Below are 16782 nucleotides of genomic sequence, written 5' to 3'. Positions count from 1 at the left end.
CGGTTTACGGCGCTAGTTGGTGCCGCCGCCGGCGCCGGTGCCCGGCTTCTGCTCCTTTTGCTGCAGCGAGGTTTGCTGCTGCATGGGGTTGGGCTGGGGCTGCTGCTGGCGCTCAAACAGCTCGAAGCGCGAGGGCGCGGCCCGTTGCGGGTAGGCGTTGTTGGAGAGGTCCGTGTCGGCGGTCTGCAGGTAGGGGTCCAGCACGAAGCTCACCACGGGCTTTTCGGTGATGAACACCTTGGTGACGTGCTCGTTGTTCTTGCGCCAGATTTCGGCCGGCACGTTCACGATTTCTTGCTTGCCGTCCTGGTAGGTCATCTGCACGACTACCGGCATCACCAGGCCGCCCACGTTGCGCAGATCCACTTCGTAGAAGTTCAGCCCGGCCTTCAGGCGCTGCTGCTGGGCGGGCGTGAGCTTGGCCACGTACTGCTGGTAGCGGGCCTTGTCGGCGTCGGTGGTAGCAATGGGGTCGTAGGTGTTGTAGAAGTCCTTGAGGTCGGGCTTCACGTCGACCAGGGTTTTGGGAATGTCCTGCAGGTTGCGCTGCTGGGAGAGGCTCTTGGGCTCGGCGTTCAGCATTTCCCGCTTGCGGGCATTTTCGATTTCCGGGTTTTTCGAGTCGACCGAGTACCACTTCACGCCCTCGATGCTTAGGTCCGAGCGGTCGGTGGTGTAGAACCAGCCGCGCCAGAACCAGTCGAGGTCGGTGCCCGAGGCGTCTTCCATCGTGCGGAAGAAGTCGGCCGGCTCGGGGTGCTTGTAGGCCCAGCGCTGGGCGTAGGTTTTGAAGGCGTGGTCGAAAAGCTGACGGCCCAGGATAGTTTCGCGCAGCATGTTCAGGCCCGTAGCAGGCTTGGCGTAGGCGTTGGGCCCAAACTGCAGCACCGACTCCGAGTTGGTCATAATCGGGGTTTGCAGGCTCTTGTCGGTTTTCATGTAGTCGACAATGTTCTTCGGCTCGCCGCGGCGCGAGGGGTAGTCCCGCTCCCATTCCTGCTCGGTGAGGTACTGCACGAAGGTGTTCAGCCCTTCGTCCATCCAGCTCCACTGCCGCTCGTCGGAGTTGATGATCATGGGGAAGAAGTTGTGGCCCACCTCGTGGATAATCACCGAAATCATCCCGTATTTCCGGTCGGCCGAGTAGGTGCCGTCCTTCTCGGGGCGGCCACCATTAAAGCACAGCATCGGGTATTCCATGCCGCCCACGGGCCCGTGCACCGAAATGGCCACGGGGTAGGCGTAGGGAATCGTGAACTTGGAGTAGGTCTTGATGGTGTGGGCCACCACTTCCGTCGAGTACTGGCCCCAGAGCGGGTTGCCTTCCTTGGGGTAGTAGCTCATGCACATCACCGGCACGCCGCTCTGCTTGATGCCCATGGCATCCCAGATAAACTTGCGGGAGGAAGCCCAGGCGAAGTCACGCACGTTCTTGGCGGCGTAGGTCCAGGTTTTGGTGCCCTTGGCCCGGCCTTTCTCGGCCTGCTCGGCTTCCTGCTGGGTTACGATGAGCACCGGCTTGGCCGCATTGGCGGCCTGGGCGTAGCGCTTGCGCTGGGTGGCCGTGAGCACCTGGTCGGGGTTTTGCAGCGTGCCGGTGGCACCCACCACATGGTCGGCGGGGGCCGTGATGCTCACGCGGTAGTCGCCGAAGGGCAGGGCAAACTCGCCGTTGCCCAGAAACTGCTTGTGCTGCCAGCCCTGATAGTCCGAGTACACGGCCATGCGGGGGTAGAACTGGGCAATTTCGTAGAGGTAGTTCTTGTCGTCGGGGAAAAACTCGTAGCCGCTGCGCTGATTGATTTTGAGCTGGTCGTTGATGTTGTAGTGCCAGGCAATGCTGAAGGTGAAGGCCTGCTTGGGCCGCAGCGGCGTGGGCAGGTCCACGCGCATCATCGTGTGGTTGACCACGTAGGGCAGGGCCTTGCCGCCCTTCACGTTCACCGACTCAATCTTGAAGCCGCCGTCGAAGTCGGAGGTGGTCAGGTAGTCCAGCGCCTGGAAGGGCATGCGCTCCTGGAGCTGGCCAACCTGGGTGGCCGTGGTGATGGAGCCCTTGTCCATGATGTTCTGGTCGAGCTGCACCCACAGGTAAGTCAGCACGTCGGGCGAGAGGTTGGTGTAGGTGATGTCCTCGGCGCCGGTAATGGCCTGCTTGTCGTCGTCCAGCTTCACGCGGATGTTGTAGTCGGCGCGCTGCTGCCAGTACTCGGAGCCGGGGGCGCCGGAGGCGGTGCGGTAGGAGTTGGGCGTGGGCAGCGTGGTGCCGAGCTGGGCAAATTTGTCGGTGCCGGAGTTGGTCGTCTGGGCCCGCAGCGGGGCGGCAGCCAGACCCACGAGGCCAGCGCCCAGGAGAAGTCTTTTAAGCATATCGAAAGTGAGGTAAAAACGAAGCAGGCAGACGGCAATTTACACAAACCCCAGCCAGCGCGAAACCAGGGACACAATTGTGTAGCCTACCGCTGCACCGGAGCGGGCAAAACCATGTGCCAGGGCCCGCGTCGGGCTGGGCAGCTTCTCGCCGGGGCAGGAATCCGGCGCATCCGGAAACGAAAGGGCCGCGCCCGGGTGTTGGAGGGGGCCGCCCGGACGTAGAAGCAGCGCCGGGAACCGACTCCGGGCAAATCAATCTTCGGGAAAGGGGCGAGGATACCCCCGGCCCGTTATCTTTAGACCTCCGGCACTCCTGCCCTCTGCTGTTCGCTCTATGTCCGATTCTATTCTCCCTCCGTCGTCAGGGGAGGCGCTGCCCCCGGCCGGGCTGGCCGAAGTGCTGCTGAACCTGTCCCTGGCCGGGACGATGCTGCTCCGCCCGCTCTACGCCGCCGACGGGGTAGAAATCATCGATTTTGCCTGGGTGCGGCTCAACCCTGCCGCCCAGCAGCTGCTCGGGCTGCCGCAGTACCCGACCGAGTCGTTGCTGACCCTGTTTCCCACCGCCGCCCAGCACGGCGTCTTCGGCTTCTACCGCATGGCCTTTCGCTCGGGCCAGGTAGAGCGCCGCCAGAACCTCTACCAGCACGACGGCCTCGACGGCTACTACTCCCTGGTGGCCCAGCGCTGCGAAGAGCAGCTGGTGGTGAGCTTCATCGAATCCAGCGACCATTCGCGCCCGGCCGTGGAAGAAGCCCTGCGCGACAGCCAGGCCTCTGAGCAGACTGCCCGCGTCGCCGCCGAGCGGCAGTGGCAGGAGCTGGCCCGGGTGTTTGAGCAGGCCCCGGCCGCCATTGCCGTTTATCGGGGCCCAACCTACATCATTGAGCTGGCCAATCCCGTGGTGTGCCGGCTCTGGGGCCGTACCGCGGAGCAGCTCATGGGCAAGGGCTTGTTTGAGGCGCTGCCCGAAGCAGCCGGCATGGGCTACGAAGAGCTGCTCGACCAGGTGATGGCTACCGGCGAGCCGCACGTGGCGCACGCCATGCCGGCCGTGCACGACCGTGACGGCCGCCGCGACACCGTGTACTGGGATTTCGTGTACGTGCCCATGCACGAGGCCGACGGCCGCATCTACGGGGCAATGGTGATAGCGACGGAAGTGACGGAGCAGGTGCTGGCCCGCCAGCGCGTGCAGCAACTCAACGACGAGCTGGAAGCCCGCGTGGCGCAACGCACCGCCGAAACTCAGGCCGCCCTGCTGCAAGCCCAGGAGCAGCGCGAGCAGCTGGGCGTGCAGCAGCACCTGCTGCAGCAGATTCTGGGCCAGGTGCCCGCCGCCGTGGCCACCCTCACCGGGCCCGAGCACCGGTTTACCTTTTTCAACGACCGCTATCTGGCCCTTTCTGCCGACCGCGCCGTGCTGGGCAAAACGGTAGCCGAAGTATTTCCTGAAGTGATAGAACAGGGTTTTATCGACCTGCTCGACCAGGTGTACATTACCGGTAAGCCCTTCTTGGGCCACGATATGCCGATTGAGCTGTTTGGCCGCACCACCGGCAAGCCCGAGCAGCGCTACGTAGATTTTGTCTATCAGCCGCTCATGAACGGTCAGGGTCAGAATCAGGGCATTCTGGCTTTCGTCCTCGATACTACCGAAGCCGTACTATCGCGCCGCCAGGCCGAAACACTACAGGGCGCCATGCTCAGCGTGGCCCAGCGCCAGGCCCAGCAGCGGCAGGAGCTCTACCAGATCTTCGAGCAGACGCCGGTGTCCATCGTGCTGCTGCGCGAGCCCGACCACCGCATCGACTACTTCAACCCGGCCTTCGCCGACGTGTTTCCGCCCGAGGAGTGGACGGGGCCGTTGCGGGGGCATACCATTGCCGAGGTGTATCCGCGCGTGCAGATGGCCGGGCTGGTCAGGCTGCTCGACCTGGTCTTCGAAACCGGGGAGCCGCAGGCCGTAATCGATATGCCGCTGGCGGAGCTCCAGCCCGGCAGCCCGCGCTACGTCACCTTCGCCTACCAGGCCTACCGCGAGCAGGGCCGGATCGTGGGCGTGGCCGCCTTCGTCTACGACGTGACCGACCAGGTGCTGGCCCGCCAGCAGGTGCAGGCGCTCAACGAGGAGCTGGCGGCCATCAACGGGGAGATGCAGTCCACCAACGCCGAGCTGAACGACGCCAATACCCGCCTCACCCGCACCAACGCCGACCTGGATACCTTCGTCTACTCGGCCTCGCACGACCTGAAGTCGCCCATTACCAACATTGAGGGCCTGCTGCTGGCCCTGCGCCAGCAGCTGCCCCCGGCGGCGCTGCAGGCCGACCTGGTGCCGCGCCTGCTCGATATGATGCAGGGGGCCGTGAGCCGCTTTCAGCAGACGCTGGGCCACCTCACCGACGTAACCCAGCTGCAGCACGCGCTGCTCGACCAGCCCGCGGAGGCCGTCGACCTGCCCGCGCTGGTGGAGAGCGTGCGCCTCGACATCCTGCCCGAGCTGACGGCCGCCGGCGCCACCCTCACCGTCGACCTGAGCAGCTGTCCGGAGCTGTATTTCTCGGCCAAAAACCTGCGCAGCATTCTGTACAACCTGTTCAGCAACGCCGTGAAGTACTGCTCGCCCGACCGGCCGCCCCTGGTGCAGCTGCGCTGCCTGCGGCACCCGTCCGGACAGGCTGTGCTGGAAGTACAGGACAATGGCCTGGGGCTGACGCCGGCCCAGCAGGGGGAGTTGTTCCGCCTTTTCCGCCGCCTGCATCACCACGTGCCGGGCTCGGGCGTGGGCCTGTACATGGTGAAGAAGATGGTGGAAAACGGCGGCGGCACCCTCGCCGTGCAGAGTATGGTGGACGTAGGCACTACCTTTAGCATCCTGCTGCCCATGCCGGGTCCGCCGCTGACGTAATCCCGCTCAATCTGCCTTATGGAAAAGCTATCCAGTGTACTGCTAGTAGACGACGACTCGACCAACAACTTCCTGAACGAGCTGCTGCTTAAGAGCCTGAACGTCACCGAGCAGGTGCTCATCGCCGAGAATGGTACCCAGGCCCTGGCGCTGCTGGAAAACACCGCCGGCCCCGCCGAGCCCGCCCTGATCCTGCTCGACGTGAACATGCCCGGTCTCAACGGCATCCAGTTTCTGGAGGCCTACCAGCAGACGTCGCGGGCCCGGCATGCGGCCACGGTTATCATCATGCTCACGACCACCATGGATGCCCGCGACCTGGGCCGCCTCGACGAGCTCAATATTGCCGGGCTGGTGAGCAAGCCCCTGACTCAGGAGAAGATAAACAGCATTCTGCAGCTGCATTTTCAGCGGCAGCTGCCCTCTCACGACCCCGCTGCCGATACGCTCTGACGGACCCGGCACGCCGGCTGGGGGGCGGCTGCCCGCCGGTTGGTGCTGCCTGCTCAGGCCCTCAGGCTTTGCAGCAGCAACACTGCCGCAATGCCGCCGGCCGCCCCGCTCACCACCAGCACCCAGTCGCGGCGGGCGGCGCGCAGGCCGCGCAGCACCAGCAGGCCCAGCAGCAGAATAAGGGCCACAATCAGCAGCTGGCCCAGCTCCACGCCCACGTTGAAGGCCAGCAACTCCGCCATTGGCCGGCTCCGGTGCCCCAGCAGCCCGCGCAGGTAGCTGGAAAAGCCCAGGCCGTGAATCAGCCCGAACAAGGCCGCCAGCAGGTTGGGCAGCGCCAGCACCAGGGCCCGCCGCGGCGGCATTGGTTGCGGCGGGCCCGCCTGGCCCAGGTTCAGGGCGCAGGTAAGCAGGATGGTAACCGGAATCAGCGCCTCAATGAGCTGGGGGCTGTAGTCGACAAACCCCAGCGTGGCCAGCGCCAGCGTGATGGAGTGGCCCACGGTGAAGCTGGTGACCAGGGCCAGCACCCGGCGCCAGTCGGCGGCTACGTAGGGCGCGCACAACGCCAGCAGAAACACGAGGTGGTCGTAGGCCCGCAGGTTGAAGATGTGGAAGAAGCCGAGCTGGAGGTAGATCTGAAAAACGGACATGGGGCAAAGCTAGGCAGCAGCGCGAGTAAGACGGCTGATGCTGAGAAACAGGAAGCGTAGCTTGCGGGAATATTCTGCCTTTATTCCTGATTGCATGATGCAGAAATACCTTTTGATCATCCTGCTGCTACTCCCTACTGGCCTGGGTGCGCAGGCCCAGCCGGCCGCCGCCCCGGTGGCGGCTCCGGCGGGCAGCGTGGCACCGTCGCTTAAGGCCGACAGTGCCGCGGCCCTACACCGGCTGTTTGCCAAACGCCGCACCGGAGGCGTTATCTACACCGTTGCAGGGACGGTCTTTGCCATTCGCGTGGTGGCCTCCAGCGCCAGCCGCACCACGGTTTCCACCGGGGGCGGCCCCATCACCATCGACAACAGCCCCAGCGGCGGGGCCATTGCTACCGGGGTTGGAATCGGGCTGCTGCTCGATGGTATCGGGGTGGGCAAGCTGGCGCGGTTTACCAAGGCAAAAGAGGCCGTCATTGTTAAAGATTACGACCAAGGCAAGCCCCTGCCCAAAGCCATCCGGCGGCGGTTGAAGGCGAAGCACTTCTAAAGCCCAGCCCGTTGCACCAAAAAAGCCCTGGCCAAATCCGGCCAGAGCTTTTTTACGAGAACTGTGGATGTCTTACTGCTTCACAATGCGGAACCGTCGCCATTAGCCGTGGTGCCGAAAGCCTGGCCAAAGGTGTTGGAGTAAGCCCGGATGGCGGGTGCTGTGGTGCCGTTTGGTTGGAGTCAGGAAAGCAGTAAAGGATATCAGCGCGCAGTAAAAATTTGAAATCCAAGGCTATACGAGCGGTGGCCGGAACGGGGTCAACGCAATTCCGGCCGGCGCGCGGCGCGCGGCCGCCTGTCTACTCTTTGCGAAACACCAGGGTGGTGACTGGCTCGGTGGGCTCACCTCCACTGAAGCTGCTGACCAAGTGGTACCCTTCCGCGTACAACCGGTCGACAAGGCGCTGGATCTGCTCGGTGTTGAGCTGCTGCTGCTTTTTGCTCGTGGTGCCCTCCAGGGGCAGCTGCTCGGTTTTGGCTTCCCCATAGCTGATAAACGACCGGCCCGATGTTTCAAACAGCCGCACTACGGCAGTTTTACCCGTCGTTTGGGCTTGGGCGGCAGAGAGGCCCAGGCCAGCGCTGAGCAGCAGGGTTGGCAGTAGCTTTTTCATGGAGCAGGAAGTGCAGGAAAGGATGGAAACCAGCTCCTGGACGGCAGCGGCGGGGTGACACCTGACCCAGCTACGCGTCGTGCGGCAGCGGGGCGCCCTAGAACGACACCTTTTTTTCCAGGAATTACCCTGCAGCGTGTCAGTCGGGGTGCGCGGGCCTGCCAGGCAGCGGGGTCCGTGCTGCTGCCAAGCAGGCGGCTATGTTCTCAAAAGTCGAAATCCTCCGGCTCGCCCAGCCGCGCCCGGCCATCGAGCAGCCAACCCCGGTAATACTGAGCCATGTTGTGATGGCTGAGGTCCCAATCCAGCCGGTCGGGTTGGGCGATGCCCCAGCTTTGGCGCTGCAGATACTCCTGGTAGACTACCGGCAGCTGCTCCAGCAGCTGCCGGTGGCAGTACGCGTAGTAGGCCTGCCGCGTGGCTTCGCGCCAGTCGGGGCTGCCCTCCACGGCTACCGGCTCCCAGGTGGAGAGCAGGAAGTGGGTTATCATCTGCAGCTCGCGGTCCTGTTCCGACATGGGTGGGCGGAGCAGCTCGGTGGCCTCGCGCCAGCGGTTGAGACGGGCCGGCTCAAAACGGCCGGCAAACTCGGTGGCCAGGGTGCGGTGCTCTTCCGGCGGCAGGTAGCTGGGGCGCGGATCGGGCGCGGTACCGGCGGCCTGGGCAATGGCTTCCTGCTCGCGCAGCCCTTCGCGCCACGCGTCCCAGTACCGCTCTTCCTTGGTGCCCCGAACGTCCGGTAGGTACAGCAGCCGGTCGTGACCAGTGCGCGCATTGTGGAACCGGTACCAGTCGGACACAGCCTTGAGCGTGGCCACGGGACGGGCTTGGAGCGGGGGCGCATCCGGGGCCAGGGCCTCCCGAAGGAAGCGGTGATTCTGCCAGACAAAGCGCCCATCGTGCCGGTCGTTGAGGTCGCGGGCGTAGTCGGCCTGCTGCACCCATTCCAGGTACAGGGCAAATTCCTCGGCCGTAATGGGGGACAGCGCGGGGCTGTTTTCGATGGCCGCGCTGAGCGTGTCGAAATCATTGGTGATAACGACGCCGGGTATGTCGGTTACCTCTTCGGCCCGCCACTGACATTGCAGGTCAAACAGCTTTTTCTGCTGGATGGCCCACAGGGCCACGTAGGCCTCTTTGGTGTGGATGGTGAGCCGCCGGTTGGGCTGCTCCTCATCGGCTTGGCCAACATCCATCCAGCGTTGCCGGGTCATGACGTAGTGGCGCGCAAAATCTTCGCGTACTTTGGGCTGATACGGGGCGAAAAACTCGTCGTAGCGGGCGTTCTGCAGTACGTCGGCTGCCACGACAGCGGCGGTGTCGGCTTCGGCCTGGAGCCGGTCGGCCTCTTCCTGATGGTAGGTGGTAAAGGGCAGCCTGTCGTCGTCTGCGCTGTCGTCCTGGGGTAGAATATCGTCGTCGGAAGCCATGGAGGAGGTATAAAACGGGTGAATCAGGAGCTTACCAGATCAAGCCAAGTTTACACAAAAAAAGCCCCACCGGCACAACGGCAGCGAGGCTTTTAGGGCTACTGCGGAAGGCTAACCCCACGGCGGGCAGCTCCACGTTCTTGAAGCAGCTGCCGCCGTCTGCGGGCACGGCTTTTACCACCGCGTCTTTCCTCACGCCGCGTGCTGCTACGGCTGCCGTATTCTGATTGCCAGGACGCGCCAGAGGCCGCCGTCTGCTCGGCATTACGTTTCCTTCACTTACTGTCCACACGGTCCGGGTCGGGCTGCCGGCACGGTAGCGCAGCCACTGGTGCTGACCCGGTAAAGTTCTGCTGAGCGACTATAAGGGGAGCCTTTCGTCTCGCGCCACTACCGGAGGGTGTGCGCTGCACAAAACTTGTTGCTGCCCGCAGCGGTTACCAGCTACTTATGAGCGGCCCGCTTTTTTGGGAAAGGCCGACTGATCATGCGCCCAAACGCGTCAGCGGGCCTGCCGGCGAAGAGCCTACGGGTAGGCTTCTGGTTTTTTTCAGCAGTGTAACATCACGCCTACATGAACACAGGAGTCGTCCTTGCGCAGCTGGTTATTGCTTTTTCGATAGTTGTCGTCTGGGTATTTCGGTTCGATAACATTGTCAAGGAATTCAAGCAGTACGGGCTGCCGGACCTGGTTCGCAACCTGGTGGGAGCCGCCAAAATAGCGCTGGCAACCCTGTTGGTGGCGGGTATCTGGTTTCCGGCCCTGGTGCTGGTTCCGGCCCTGCTGATGGCCTTTCTGATGCTGTGCGCCCAGGCTGCCCATATCAAAGTGAAAAACCCCTGGCACAAGTACGTGCCTTCCCTGCTGCTGCTGGCGCTGTCGCTGTTCGTCGCCGCCGCCCATGCGGGCCTGATTACCGCCTAAGCTTAATGACGACTATCCTGATCGGGCTTTCGGCCCTCTCGTTTCTGTTCTACGGAATCAGCTACTTCACTTCCCAAAAGCTCAAAGACGAGTTTAAGCGCTACGGCCTGGCCAAATTCGGCCCGCTGACTGCCGTACTGGAGATTCTTGGCGCCGTGGGCCTGGTGGTAGGCCTGAGGGTTCCGCTGATTCTGTCGGTGGCGTCCGGCGGCCTGGCCCTATTGATGCTGCTGGGCTTTGGCGTCCGAGTCAAGATAAAGGATGGCTTCTGGCTGTCGCTGCCGTCGTTTCTGTTCATGCTGCTGAACGCCTACATCTTCTATGAGTCGTTGCGTGCCTACTGAGGCGGCAGGTGGAGCAGGGGTAGAGGCTGTTTAGGAAGTTGCCAGAATCAATCAGAGCGTCATGCTTCGACTTCGCGGACGCCAGATAGAGCATGACGGCCTGTTGACTTCCTGGACAGCCCCAAGTAGACTCAACTCGGCCGCCAGCATCTTGCACCAGTGTTTTCGAAAATCGATTTACTCTTGTACAAGTTGCCAGGTGGCTCTGTACAAGGATTTTTCAAAACCTGCTTATTCTTGTACAACCTGCGCCCCGGCCGCCACTGGGCGCGGCGGGGGTAGCGGCAGTGTCATCAGGTTTCCATCCAAGTTCGCCGAAACCATTCTGGTATCTCCTGTCCAATCGTCGTCAATTTATCCGGTTCGTATTCGGCAAACCACCAGATGCACGCGCCCGAATTATCGAACAGATACGCCCGGCTTACCTGCTGCATGGTTTCGACCAATAGGTCCAGGCTTTTCGCATATCGACTCACAATCTTCTCCGTCGAAACGCCGTGCCCGCCTTTGCTCACCCGGTTGCTTACCCGGTCCACATTTACGGCCGGGGTTTCCGTAGCAATGTAATAGAGGTAAGTGCGGTAGCCCTTGGCGGCCGCCAGCTGCAAAAACTCCAGCTTCGACCGGTGCGACATGACCGACTCAAACGTGAAGCTAAGCCGGGCCGCCAGCAATTGATGCCGTAGAAAGTCGGCCACCGTGGCCGCCACGTAAGAATTTACGGCCGCTTCCGGCTGCATGACCACGATATTTTCGGCAACATGCAGCCCTATTTCCTGGCTAGTTTGCGCTCCCACGGCCGTTTTCCCGCCCGCCAAAAACGCTACGAAATCGGCTTGCGTTGCGGCCAACTGGTAATCGGACAAGTGTAGAAACCGCTGCCGGACCAGTTGCTTCTCAATCTCATCGGCATTCACATAAACGCCCAGATTGAACTGCCCGCGCAATTCATCCAGCAGTGCCGATTTGCCCGAGCCATTGGGGCCCGCAAACAGGCGCAGTCGGGGCGTGGCAGCAGTTGTCATCATCAGGCCTTGCGGCTATGATTCTGGTACTGGTCTACCACTACTTCGCGCTGCCCGTTGGCATGAATCCGCACCAGTTTGCCGTTTTCGTATACCGTCACAGTGAGGCCCAGCGCCCGGCTCTCGCTTACGGCCCGCAACGATGCTTGCCGCGTAGCTGCTTGCAACACTTTGGCGGGTATATCTTCGGTCTTTTTCATAGTATCGCAGCGTGCTTCATTAGGCGTTTGCCCATCTAAGATACGATGAACCAACGCTAAGGGCTAACTGCCACCCCCGCCCCTGCGCCCCGGCTGCCACCGCAAGCGGCGTAGGTGGTGCGTACTGGCGCGAGTTTAGCGCAGCGTAACTCGTGCCGGATCATCGGGCGAGGCTGCGCCTCGCAACGGAACGACTTGCGCCTGCATCATTGGGCGGCGTGGTTCCGGCTTGCCGTGTGGCGGCAGTGGAGGCGCAGCCTCCACATCATGGGCTGGTCACGAGTTACGCTCCGCTAAACTCGCGCTAGTGGTGGGGGCGCCTATTGAGGCGGCAGGTGGAGTAGCGCAGGCCTTGGACCCATCAGATACGGTTGAACAGCGAAAAAACGGAACAAGCCAACGCCAGTGGGATTGTACTGTTGAGTAGCTTTGCTGCGAATAGTACCGTGTTTACAACCTCAATTTACTTGCACAACGGCCTGCCTTGCTGAAAGGCCTTCCTTATGCTAAAAAAAATCCTCTTCCTTGTCTTGGTACTAGGTGCCAGTAGTAGCTCCGATGCGCAACAACGTACCAGTGCTGTCGCCAGTGCGTCTTCCACCCCAGCTCTGACCGCCTCACGCGCTGATACCGTTCAGGCTATCCATCATATTTTTAGCAAGCATCGCACCGGCGGGTGGATATGGACGGCTATTGGCAGTGCCTTTGCTTTACGTATTACCTCTGTGGCGGCCAACAGCAATGCCACGGCTGACGGATTCAGCAGTACAACTGCGGGCACACTAGTAGGGGTCGGGCTATTTGGCGGAGTCCCGGCCGGAATAGGGATTGGCAAGTTGACTCGTTTCAGCAAAACCAAAGAAGAGCAGGTAGTGGTCCTGTATGAAAAATCGAAAATCCTGCCGCCTTACGTTGTGCAACGACTGAAACCAAAGTATTTCAGCTATTAAAGGCTCTTGAACAAAAAGCCCCGCTGACACAACGTCAGCGGGGCTTTTTGGTGGAAAGGAGTTGATCAGCCTTCAGAGGACAGATTGCTTCGCTCTGCTCGCAATGACCGGGCAAGGAAGGCTTACCCCACGGCCGGGATTTCCACGTTGTTGAACCGGATGCCGCCGTCTTCCAGCACAGCTTCCACCACCGCGTCCTTGCTCACGCGGCCCGAGAGAATGTCTTTCGACAGCTCGTTTAGTACCAGGCGCTGCAAGACGCGCTTCAGCGGCCTGGCCCCGAACTGCGGGTCGAAGCCCTGCTCGCCGAGGAAGTCGAGCACCTCGCCGGTGGCTTCGAGGCGGATGCCGGCCTCGTGCAGGCGCTGCTGAATCTGCCGGAACTGGATGTCCACGATTTTGCGGATTTCCTTGCGCTTGAGGGGCTGGAACATCACGATTTCGTCGATGCGGTTCAGGAACTCGGGGCGCATGTGCTGGCGCAGCCGCTCTATTACCTCCTCGCGGGTGCGGTCTACCACCTCGTCGTGGTTGTACTCGTTGAGCTCCTTGAAGTTCTTCTGAATCAGGTCGGCCCCGGTGTTGGAGGTCATGATGATGATGGTGTTCTTGAAGTTCGCCACCCGGCCCTTGTTGTCGGTCAGGCGGCCGTCGTCGAGCACCTGGAGCAGGATGTTGAACACGTCGGGGTGGGCCTTCTCGATTTCGTCGAGCAGAATCACCGAGTAGGGCTTGCGGCGCACGGCCTCCGTCAATTGCCCGCCCTCGTCGTAGCCCACGTAGCCGGGAGGCGCCCCGATCAGGCGCGACACGGCATGGCGCTCCTGATACTCGCTCATGTCGATGCGCACCATGCTGTTCTCGTCGTTGAACAGGTACTCGGCCAGGGCCTTGGCCAGCTCGGTTTTGCCCACGCCGGTCGTGCCCAGGAAGATGAACGACCCTATCGGCCGCTTGGGGTCCTGTAATCCGGCCCGGGAGCGGCGCACGGCGTCCGAAATGGCGCCGATGGCCTCGGTCTGCCCGGCCACGCGCTTGCCCAGCTCTGCTTCCAGGTTCAGCAGCTTCTCGCGGTCCGACTGCAGCATCTTGCTCACCGGAATGCCGGTCCACTTGGCGACTACCTCGGCAATACTCTCGCTGGTCACGACTTCCTGCAACATAGTGCCGCCCGCCTCGTTGGCGTTGGCCTCGTCCTGGAGCTGCTTCAGCCTGGCCTCGGCCTCCTGAATCTTGCCGTAGCGCAATTCTGCTACGCGGCCGTAGTCGCCCTGGCGCTCGGCCTGCTCGGCTTCGAGCTTGAACTTCTCGATGGCCGCCTTCTGCTCCTGAATGCCGGTGAGCACGGCTTTCTCATTTTCCCACTGGGCCTTGAGCGTGTCGCGCCGGGCGGTCAGCTCGCTGAGGTCCTTGGTCAGCACGTTTTCGCGGTCGTAGTTTTCCTCGCGGCGGATGGCTTCGCGCTCAATTTCGAGCTGCATGATGCGGCGCTGGATTTCGTCGAGCTCCACGGGCATGGAGTTCAGCTCGATGCGCAGCTTGGCCGCGGCTTCGTCCATCAGGTCGATGGCCTTATCGGGCAGGAAACGGTCGGTGATGTAGCGGCTGCTCAGCTCCACGGCGGCTATCACGGCGTCGTCGGTGATGCGCACGCCGTGGTGCAGCTCGTACTTTTCCTTGATGCCGCGCATGATGCTGATGGCATCCTCCAGGGTCGGCTCGTCCACCATCACGGCCTGGAAGCGGCGTTCCAGGGCCTTATCCTTCTCGATGTACTTCTGGTATTCCTTGAGCGTGGTGGCGCCGATGGCGTGCAGCTCGCCGCGGGCCAGGGCGGGCTTTAGCAGGTTGGCCGCGTCCATGGCGCCCTCACCGCCGCCGCCGGCCCCGATCAGGGTGTGCATCTCGTCGATAAACAGGATGATCTGCCCATCGGAATCAGTTACTTCCTTAATGACGGACTTGAGGCGCTCCTCAAACTCGCCCTTGTACTTGGCTCCGGCGATGAGCAGGCCCATGTCGAGGCTCATGATGATCTTGTCCTTGAGGTTTTCGGGCACGTCGCCGGCCACGATGCGCTGGGCCAGGCCCTCCACGATGGCGGTTTTGCCCACGCCGGGCTCGCCGAGCAGGACGGGGTTGTTCTTGGTGCGCCGACTCAGGATCTGCAATACCCGGCGGATTTCCTCGTCGCGGCCGATGACGGGGTCCATCTTGCCCAGGCGCACCTGCTCGTTGAGGTTGCGGGAGTAGCGGTTCAGGCTCTGGTACTGGTCTTCGGCGCTCTGGCTGGTGACTTTGCGGCCCCCGCGCAGCTCCTTGATGGCGGCTTTCAGGTCTTTCTCGTTGAAGCCGGTGTCCTTGAGCAGGGTGCCCACGGCGTCCTTGCCGCCGAGCAGCCCCAGCAGCAGGTGCTCCACCGATACGTACTCGTCCTCGAACTCCTTGAGGAAGTTGCTGGCGCGCTGCAACGCGGCGTTGGCCTCGTTGGACAGGTAGGGTGAGCCGCCGCTGACCTTGGGATACCCGGCCACCAGGGCATCGAGCCGGGGCGTGAGGATGTTGAGGTTGGCGCCCAGCTTGTTGGCCAGAAACGAGAAGACGCTCTCGTCGCTCTGGAACAGGCCCTTGAGCAAATGGCCCGTTTCGATGGCCTGCTGCTGGCCCGCGCCGGCAATTTCGGTGGCCTTCTGCACGGCCTCCTGCGCCTTGATGGTATAGTTGTTAAAGTTCATGGCTGGCTTTCGTCGTAGGTGAGACTTCGCGCTGGAAGTTCTACGAGCAGGACAGCAAACGGGGTGCGAGGATGGGTCTTCGGACTTTTTGGCGTTTGTTTATATTTTTTTAATTGTTTGATGTGACAAAAAGTCGACAATAATAATTGTAGCAAAGCAAATTGATATACTAGTATATTGTGGTCTACAAATAACTAAGCAAATCATGAGAACTCGCAAAGGCAGAGAAATTTTTAACCTGTATGATGTCTTTACACCTTCCACGCCAGCGCGTGCTACTTTTATTGAGCGACAAAGTGTTAATAATAAACTTGTTGAGGCATTATCGACTCCTGGGAAACAGATAATCATTTATGGGCATTCTGGGTCTGGGAAAACTACATTGTTGATCAATAAGCTCGATCAAATATATGAGAAATATGTTATAACAAGATGCATGGTAGGAATGTCTTTTGACAGTATCCTAATGCATGGTTTTGCAGAACTTGATAGGTACTATATAGAGAAGGTTGATAAAGTGGCAAAAAGAAAGGTTGGATTGCAAATAGGGACTGAATATAAATTAATAAAAGCTCAATTGTCAGGTGAGGTTGAGAAAACGGAAAGTGTAAGTGTTAAGCCAATAATTCCCCCTTTATTGACTGCTCAATTTTTGATAAAATTTTATGGAGAATTAAATTGTTGTTGGGTTTTAGAAGATTTTCATAAAATAAGTCACGATGAAAAAATACAGGCGGCGCAGATTATGAAAGTATTTATGGATTCTGCAATGGAATACAGAAACGTAAAATTGATAGCGATAGGTGCGGTTAACACAGGAAGAGAAGTGATTAATTATGATAAAGAAATGCAGCAGCGTTTGTCTCAAATAAGCGTGCCTCTCATGTCTGAAGAAGAGTTAAATGAGATTATAGAAATCGGGGAACGTCAGTTGAATATAAAATTCGATATCCCAGTTAAAGGTGCAATCGTAAGAGCATCTAGTGGTTTGGCATCAATATGTCATCAACTGTCCTTAAATTGTTGTAGTCATAAAGGTGTTTTTGAGACTTCGGATAATATTATTCGTATGGATGAAACTGCCTTGAATGCTGCTTTTGAGATGTACGTAGAAGATAATGAGGACTCCATAAAGCAAGATTACGAGGAAGCTATAAAGAAAGATGATGGAGTTGAAGATCTTCCTGAGATTATTTTAACAACTATAGCAAGATATAGGAGTGAAGAAGTTCCCTATAAGACTATATTGAAAAAGCTAGAATTCGAGTATAAGAATAAAGATAAAAAATTAGGTGAGATGCCAATTGAATTGTTGATGAACGAGCTTCAAAAAGATATTAGAGGTTCTGTGCTTGTTTATAATCAAAAAATTGAAAGCTATTCATTTGTTAATCCCTTCATGAGGGTATATGTTCAGTGTGTTTTAAAAAGTGATTTATTGGATAATGTATATAATGATAAAAATAATCATGTAATGCTTTCTAAAATGGTTGATAAAATGCATAGAATATTTTATGAAGGAGTTTATGATGATAATGAGGCGCTTGGAAATATTGAAGATGATATAGATGATATTATGGGTAGGTAATATTCGAGCTGACCGAATTATTGTAT

General features: G+C 59.6%; 14 protein-coding genes. 7 read left to right on the top strand and 7 right to left on the bottom strand.

What is annotated here, in order from left to right; all coding sequences use genetic code 11:
- Window positions 1-12 precede the first annotated feature (12 nt).
- A complete protein-coding gene (locus ABD842_RS18760) occupies window positions 13-2370 on the bottom strand; it encodes a M1 family metallopeptidase (protein WP_345117285.1) in 2358 nt (785 codons plus the stop codon).
- 337 nt (window positions 2371-2707) lie between these two features.
- On the opposite strand from ABD842_RS18760, the gene ABD842_RS18755 reads away from it, so the two are divergent.
- Together ABD842_RS18755 and ABD842_RS18750 are read left to right on the top strand one after the other, a co-directional pair.
- Window positions 2708-5284: a PAS domain-containing sensor histidine kinase gene (locus ABD842_RS18755; RefSeq protein ID WP_345117283.1), complete on the top strand. Its 2577-nt coding sequence runs from the start codon at window positions 2708-2710 to the stop codon at window positions 5282-5284.
- Between the two features lie 18 nt (window positions 5285-5302).
- Window positions 5303-5737 (top strand): response regulator, encoded by a 435-nt coding sequence (locus tag ABD842_RS18750; protein WP_345117281.1) that lies wholly within the window; start codon window positions 5303-5305, stop codon window positions 5735-5737.
- A 53-nt stretch (window positions 5738-5790) separates the two neighbouring features.
- On the opposite strand, the gene ABD842_RS18745 is transcribed toward ABD842_RS18750, so the two are convergent.
- Complete coding sequence (locus ABD842_RS18745; protein ID WP_345117279.1) at window positions 5791-6390, bottom strand: HupE/UreJ family protein; 600 nt, start codon at window positions 6388-6390, stop codon at window positions 5791-5793.
- A gap of 94 nt (window positions 6391-6484) precedes the next feature.
- Here ABD842_RS18745 and ABD842_RS18740 point away from each other — a divergent pair, with 94 nt between their 5' ends.
- Window positions 6485-6943, top strand: coding sequence for a hypothetical protein (locus tag ABD842_RS18740; protein WP_345117278.1), 459 nt, complete (start codon window positions 6485-6487; stop codon window positions 6941-6943).
- 301 nt (window positions 6944-7244) lie between these two features.
- Here the strand turns inward: ABD842_RS18740 and ABD842_RS18735 are convergent, their stop codons facing one another.
- Window positions 7245-7559: a hypothetical protein gene (locus tag ABD842_RS18735; protein ID WP_345117276.1), complete on the bottom strand. Its 315-nt coding sequence runs from the start codon at window positions 7557-7559 to the stop codon at window positions 7245-7247.
- 206 nt (window positions 7560-7765) lie between these two features.
- On the bottom strand, window positions 7766-8989 hold the full coding sequence (locus tag ABD842_RS18730) for a hypothetical protein (RefSeq protein ID WP_345117274.1): 1224 nt from the start codon (window positions 8987-8989) through the stop codon (window positions 7766-7768).
- 574 nt (window positions 8990-9563) lie between these two features.
- Between ABD842_RS18730 and ABD842_RS18725 the strand changes: the two genes are divergently transcribed.
- Window positions 9564-9914 carry a DoxX family protein gene (locus ABD842_RS18725; protein WP_345117272.1) on the top strand — a complete coding sequence of 117 codons (351 nt, stop codon included), beginning with the start codon at window positions 9564-9566 and terminating at the stop codon, window positions 9912-9914.
- Between the two features lie 5 nt (window positions 9915-9919).
- Window positions 9920-10258 carry a DoxX family protein gene (locus ABD842_RS18720; protein WP_345117270.1) on the top strand — a complete coding sequence of 113 codons (339 nt, stop codon included), beginning with the start codon at window positions 9920-9922 and terminating at the stop codon, window positions 10256-10258.
- A 293-nt stretch (window positions 10259-10551) separates the two neighbouring features.
- Here ABD842_RS18720 and ABD842_RS18715 read toward each other — a convergent pair whose 3' ends face one another.
- Complete coding sequence (locus tag ABD842_RS18715; RefSeq protein WP_345117268.1) at window positions 10552-11286, bottom strand: ATPase; 735 nt, start codon at window positions 11284-11286, stop codon at window positions 10552-10554.
- Window positions 11286-11483, bottom strand: a complete 198-nt coding sequence (locus ABD842_RS18710) for a hypothetical protein (protein ID WP_345117266.1) — start codon at window positions 11481-11483, stop codon at window positions 11286-11288. The genes ABD842_RS18715 and ABD842_RS18710 overlap by 1 nt, the downstream gene beginning before the upstream one ends.
- 503 nt (window positions 11484-11986) lie before the next feature.
- On the opposite strand from ABD842_RS18710, the gene ABD842_RS18705 reads away from it, so the two are divergent.
- Window positions 11987-12433, top strand: coding sequence for a hypothetical protein (locus tag ABD842_RS18705; RefSeq protein ID WP_345117264.1), 447 nt, complete (start codon window positions 11987-11989; stop codon window positions 12431-12433).
- A gap of 122 nt (window positions 12434-12555) precedes the next feature.
- Here the strand turns inward: ABD842_RS18705 and clpB are convergent, their stop codons facing one another.
- On the bottom strand, window positions 12556-15168 hold the full coding sequence (gene clpB, locus ABD842_RS18700) for an ATP-dependent chaperone ClpB (RefSeq protein WP_345117262.1): 2613 nt from the start codon (window positions 15166-15168) through the stop codon (window positions 12556-12558).
- Window positions 15169-15373: 205 nt separating this feature from the next.
- Here clpB and ABD842_RS18695 point away from each other — a divergent pair, with 205 nt between their 5' ends.
- Window positions 15374-16756 (top strand): P-loop NTPase family protein, encoded by a 1383-nt coding sequence (locus ABD842_RS18695; RefSeq protein WP_345117260.1) that lies wholly within the window; start codon window positions 15374-15376, stop codon window positions 16754-16756.
- Window positions 16757-16782: the final 26 nt, after the last annotated feature.

The sequence above is a fragment of the Hymenobacter algoricola genome (assembly GCF_039539525.1).
GTDB lineage: Bacteria > Bacteroidota > Bacteroidia > Cytophagales > Hymenobacteraceae > Hymenobacter > Hymenobacter algoricola.
The sequence above is the reverse complement of the archived record's forward strand: the minus strand, read 5'-3'. Positions and strand labels throughout refer to the sequence as shown.

Coding starts and splice junctions, on each gene's coding strand:
- ABD842_RS18760 (WP_345117285.1), bottom strand. CDS start 2,370: ATGCTTAAAAGACTTCTCCTGGGCGCTGGCCTCGTGGGTCTGGCTGCC.
- ABD842_RS18755 (WP_345117283.1), top strand. CDS start 2,708: ATGTCCGATTCTATTCTCCCTCCGTCGTCAGGGGAGGCGCTGCCCCCG.
- ABD842_RS18750 (WP_345117281.1), top strand. CDS start 5,303: ATGGAAAAGCTATCCAGTGTACTGCTAGTAGACGACGACTCGACCAAC.
- ABD842_RS18745 (WP_345117279.1), bottom strand. CDS start 6,390: ATGTCCGTTTTTCAGATCTACCTCCAGCTCGGCTTCTTCCACATCTTC.
- ABD842_RS18740 (WP_345117278.1), top strand. CDS start 6,485: ATGATGCAGAAATACCTTTTGATCATCCTGCTGCTACTCCCTACTGGC.
- ABD842_RS18735 (WP_345117276.1), bottom strand. CDS start 7,559: ATGAAAAAGCTACTGCCAACCCTGCTGCTCAGCGCTGGCCTGGGCCTC.
- ABD842_RS18730 (WP_345117274.1), bottom strand. CDS start 8,989: ATGGCTTCCGACGACGATATTCTACCCCAGGACGACAGCGCAGACGAC.
- ABD842_RS18725 (WP_345117272.1), top strand. CDS start 9,564: ATGAACACAGGAGTCGTCCTTGCGCAGCTGGTTATTGCTTTTTCGATA.
- ABD842_RS18720 (WP_345117270.1), top strand. CDS start 9,920: ATGACGACTATCCTGATCGGGCTTTCGGCCCTCTCGTTTCTGTTCTAC.
- ABD842_RS18715 (WP_345117268.1), bottom strand. CDS start 11,286: ATGATGACAACTGCTGCCACGCCCCGACTGCGCCTGTTTGCGGGCCCC.
- ABD842_RS18710 (WP_345117266.1), bottom strand. CDS start 11,483: ATGAAAAAGACCGAAGATATACCCGCCAAAGTGTTGCAAGCAGCTACG.
- ABD842_RS18705 (WP_345117264.1), top strand. CDS start 11,987: ATGCTAAAAAAAATCCTCTTCCTTGTCTTGGTACTAGGTGCCAGTAGT.
- clpB (WP_345117262.1), bottom strand. CDS start 15,168: ATGAACTTTAACAACTATACCATCAAGGCGCAGGAGGCCGTGCAGAAG.
- ABD842_RS18695 (WP_345117260.1), top strand. CDS start 15,374: ATGAGAACTCGCAAAGGCAGAGAAATTTTTAACCTGTATGATGTCTTT.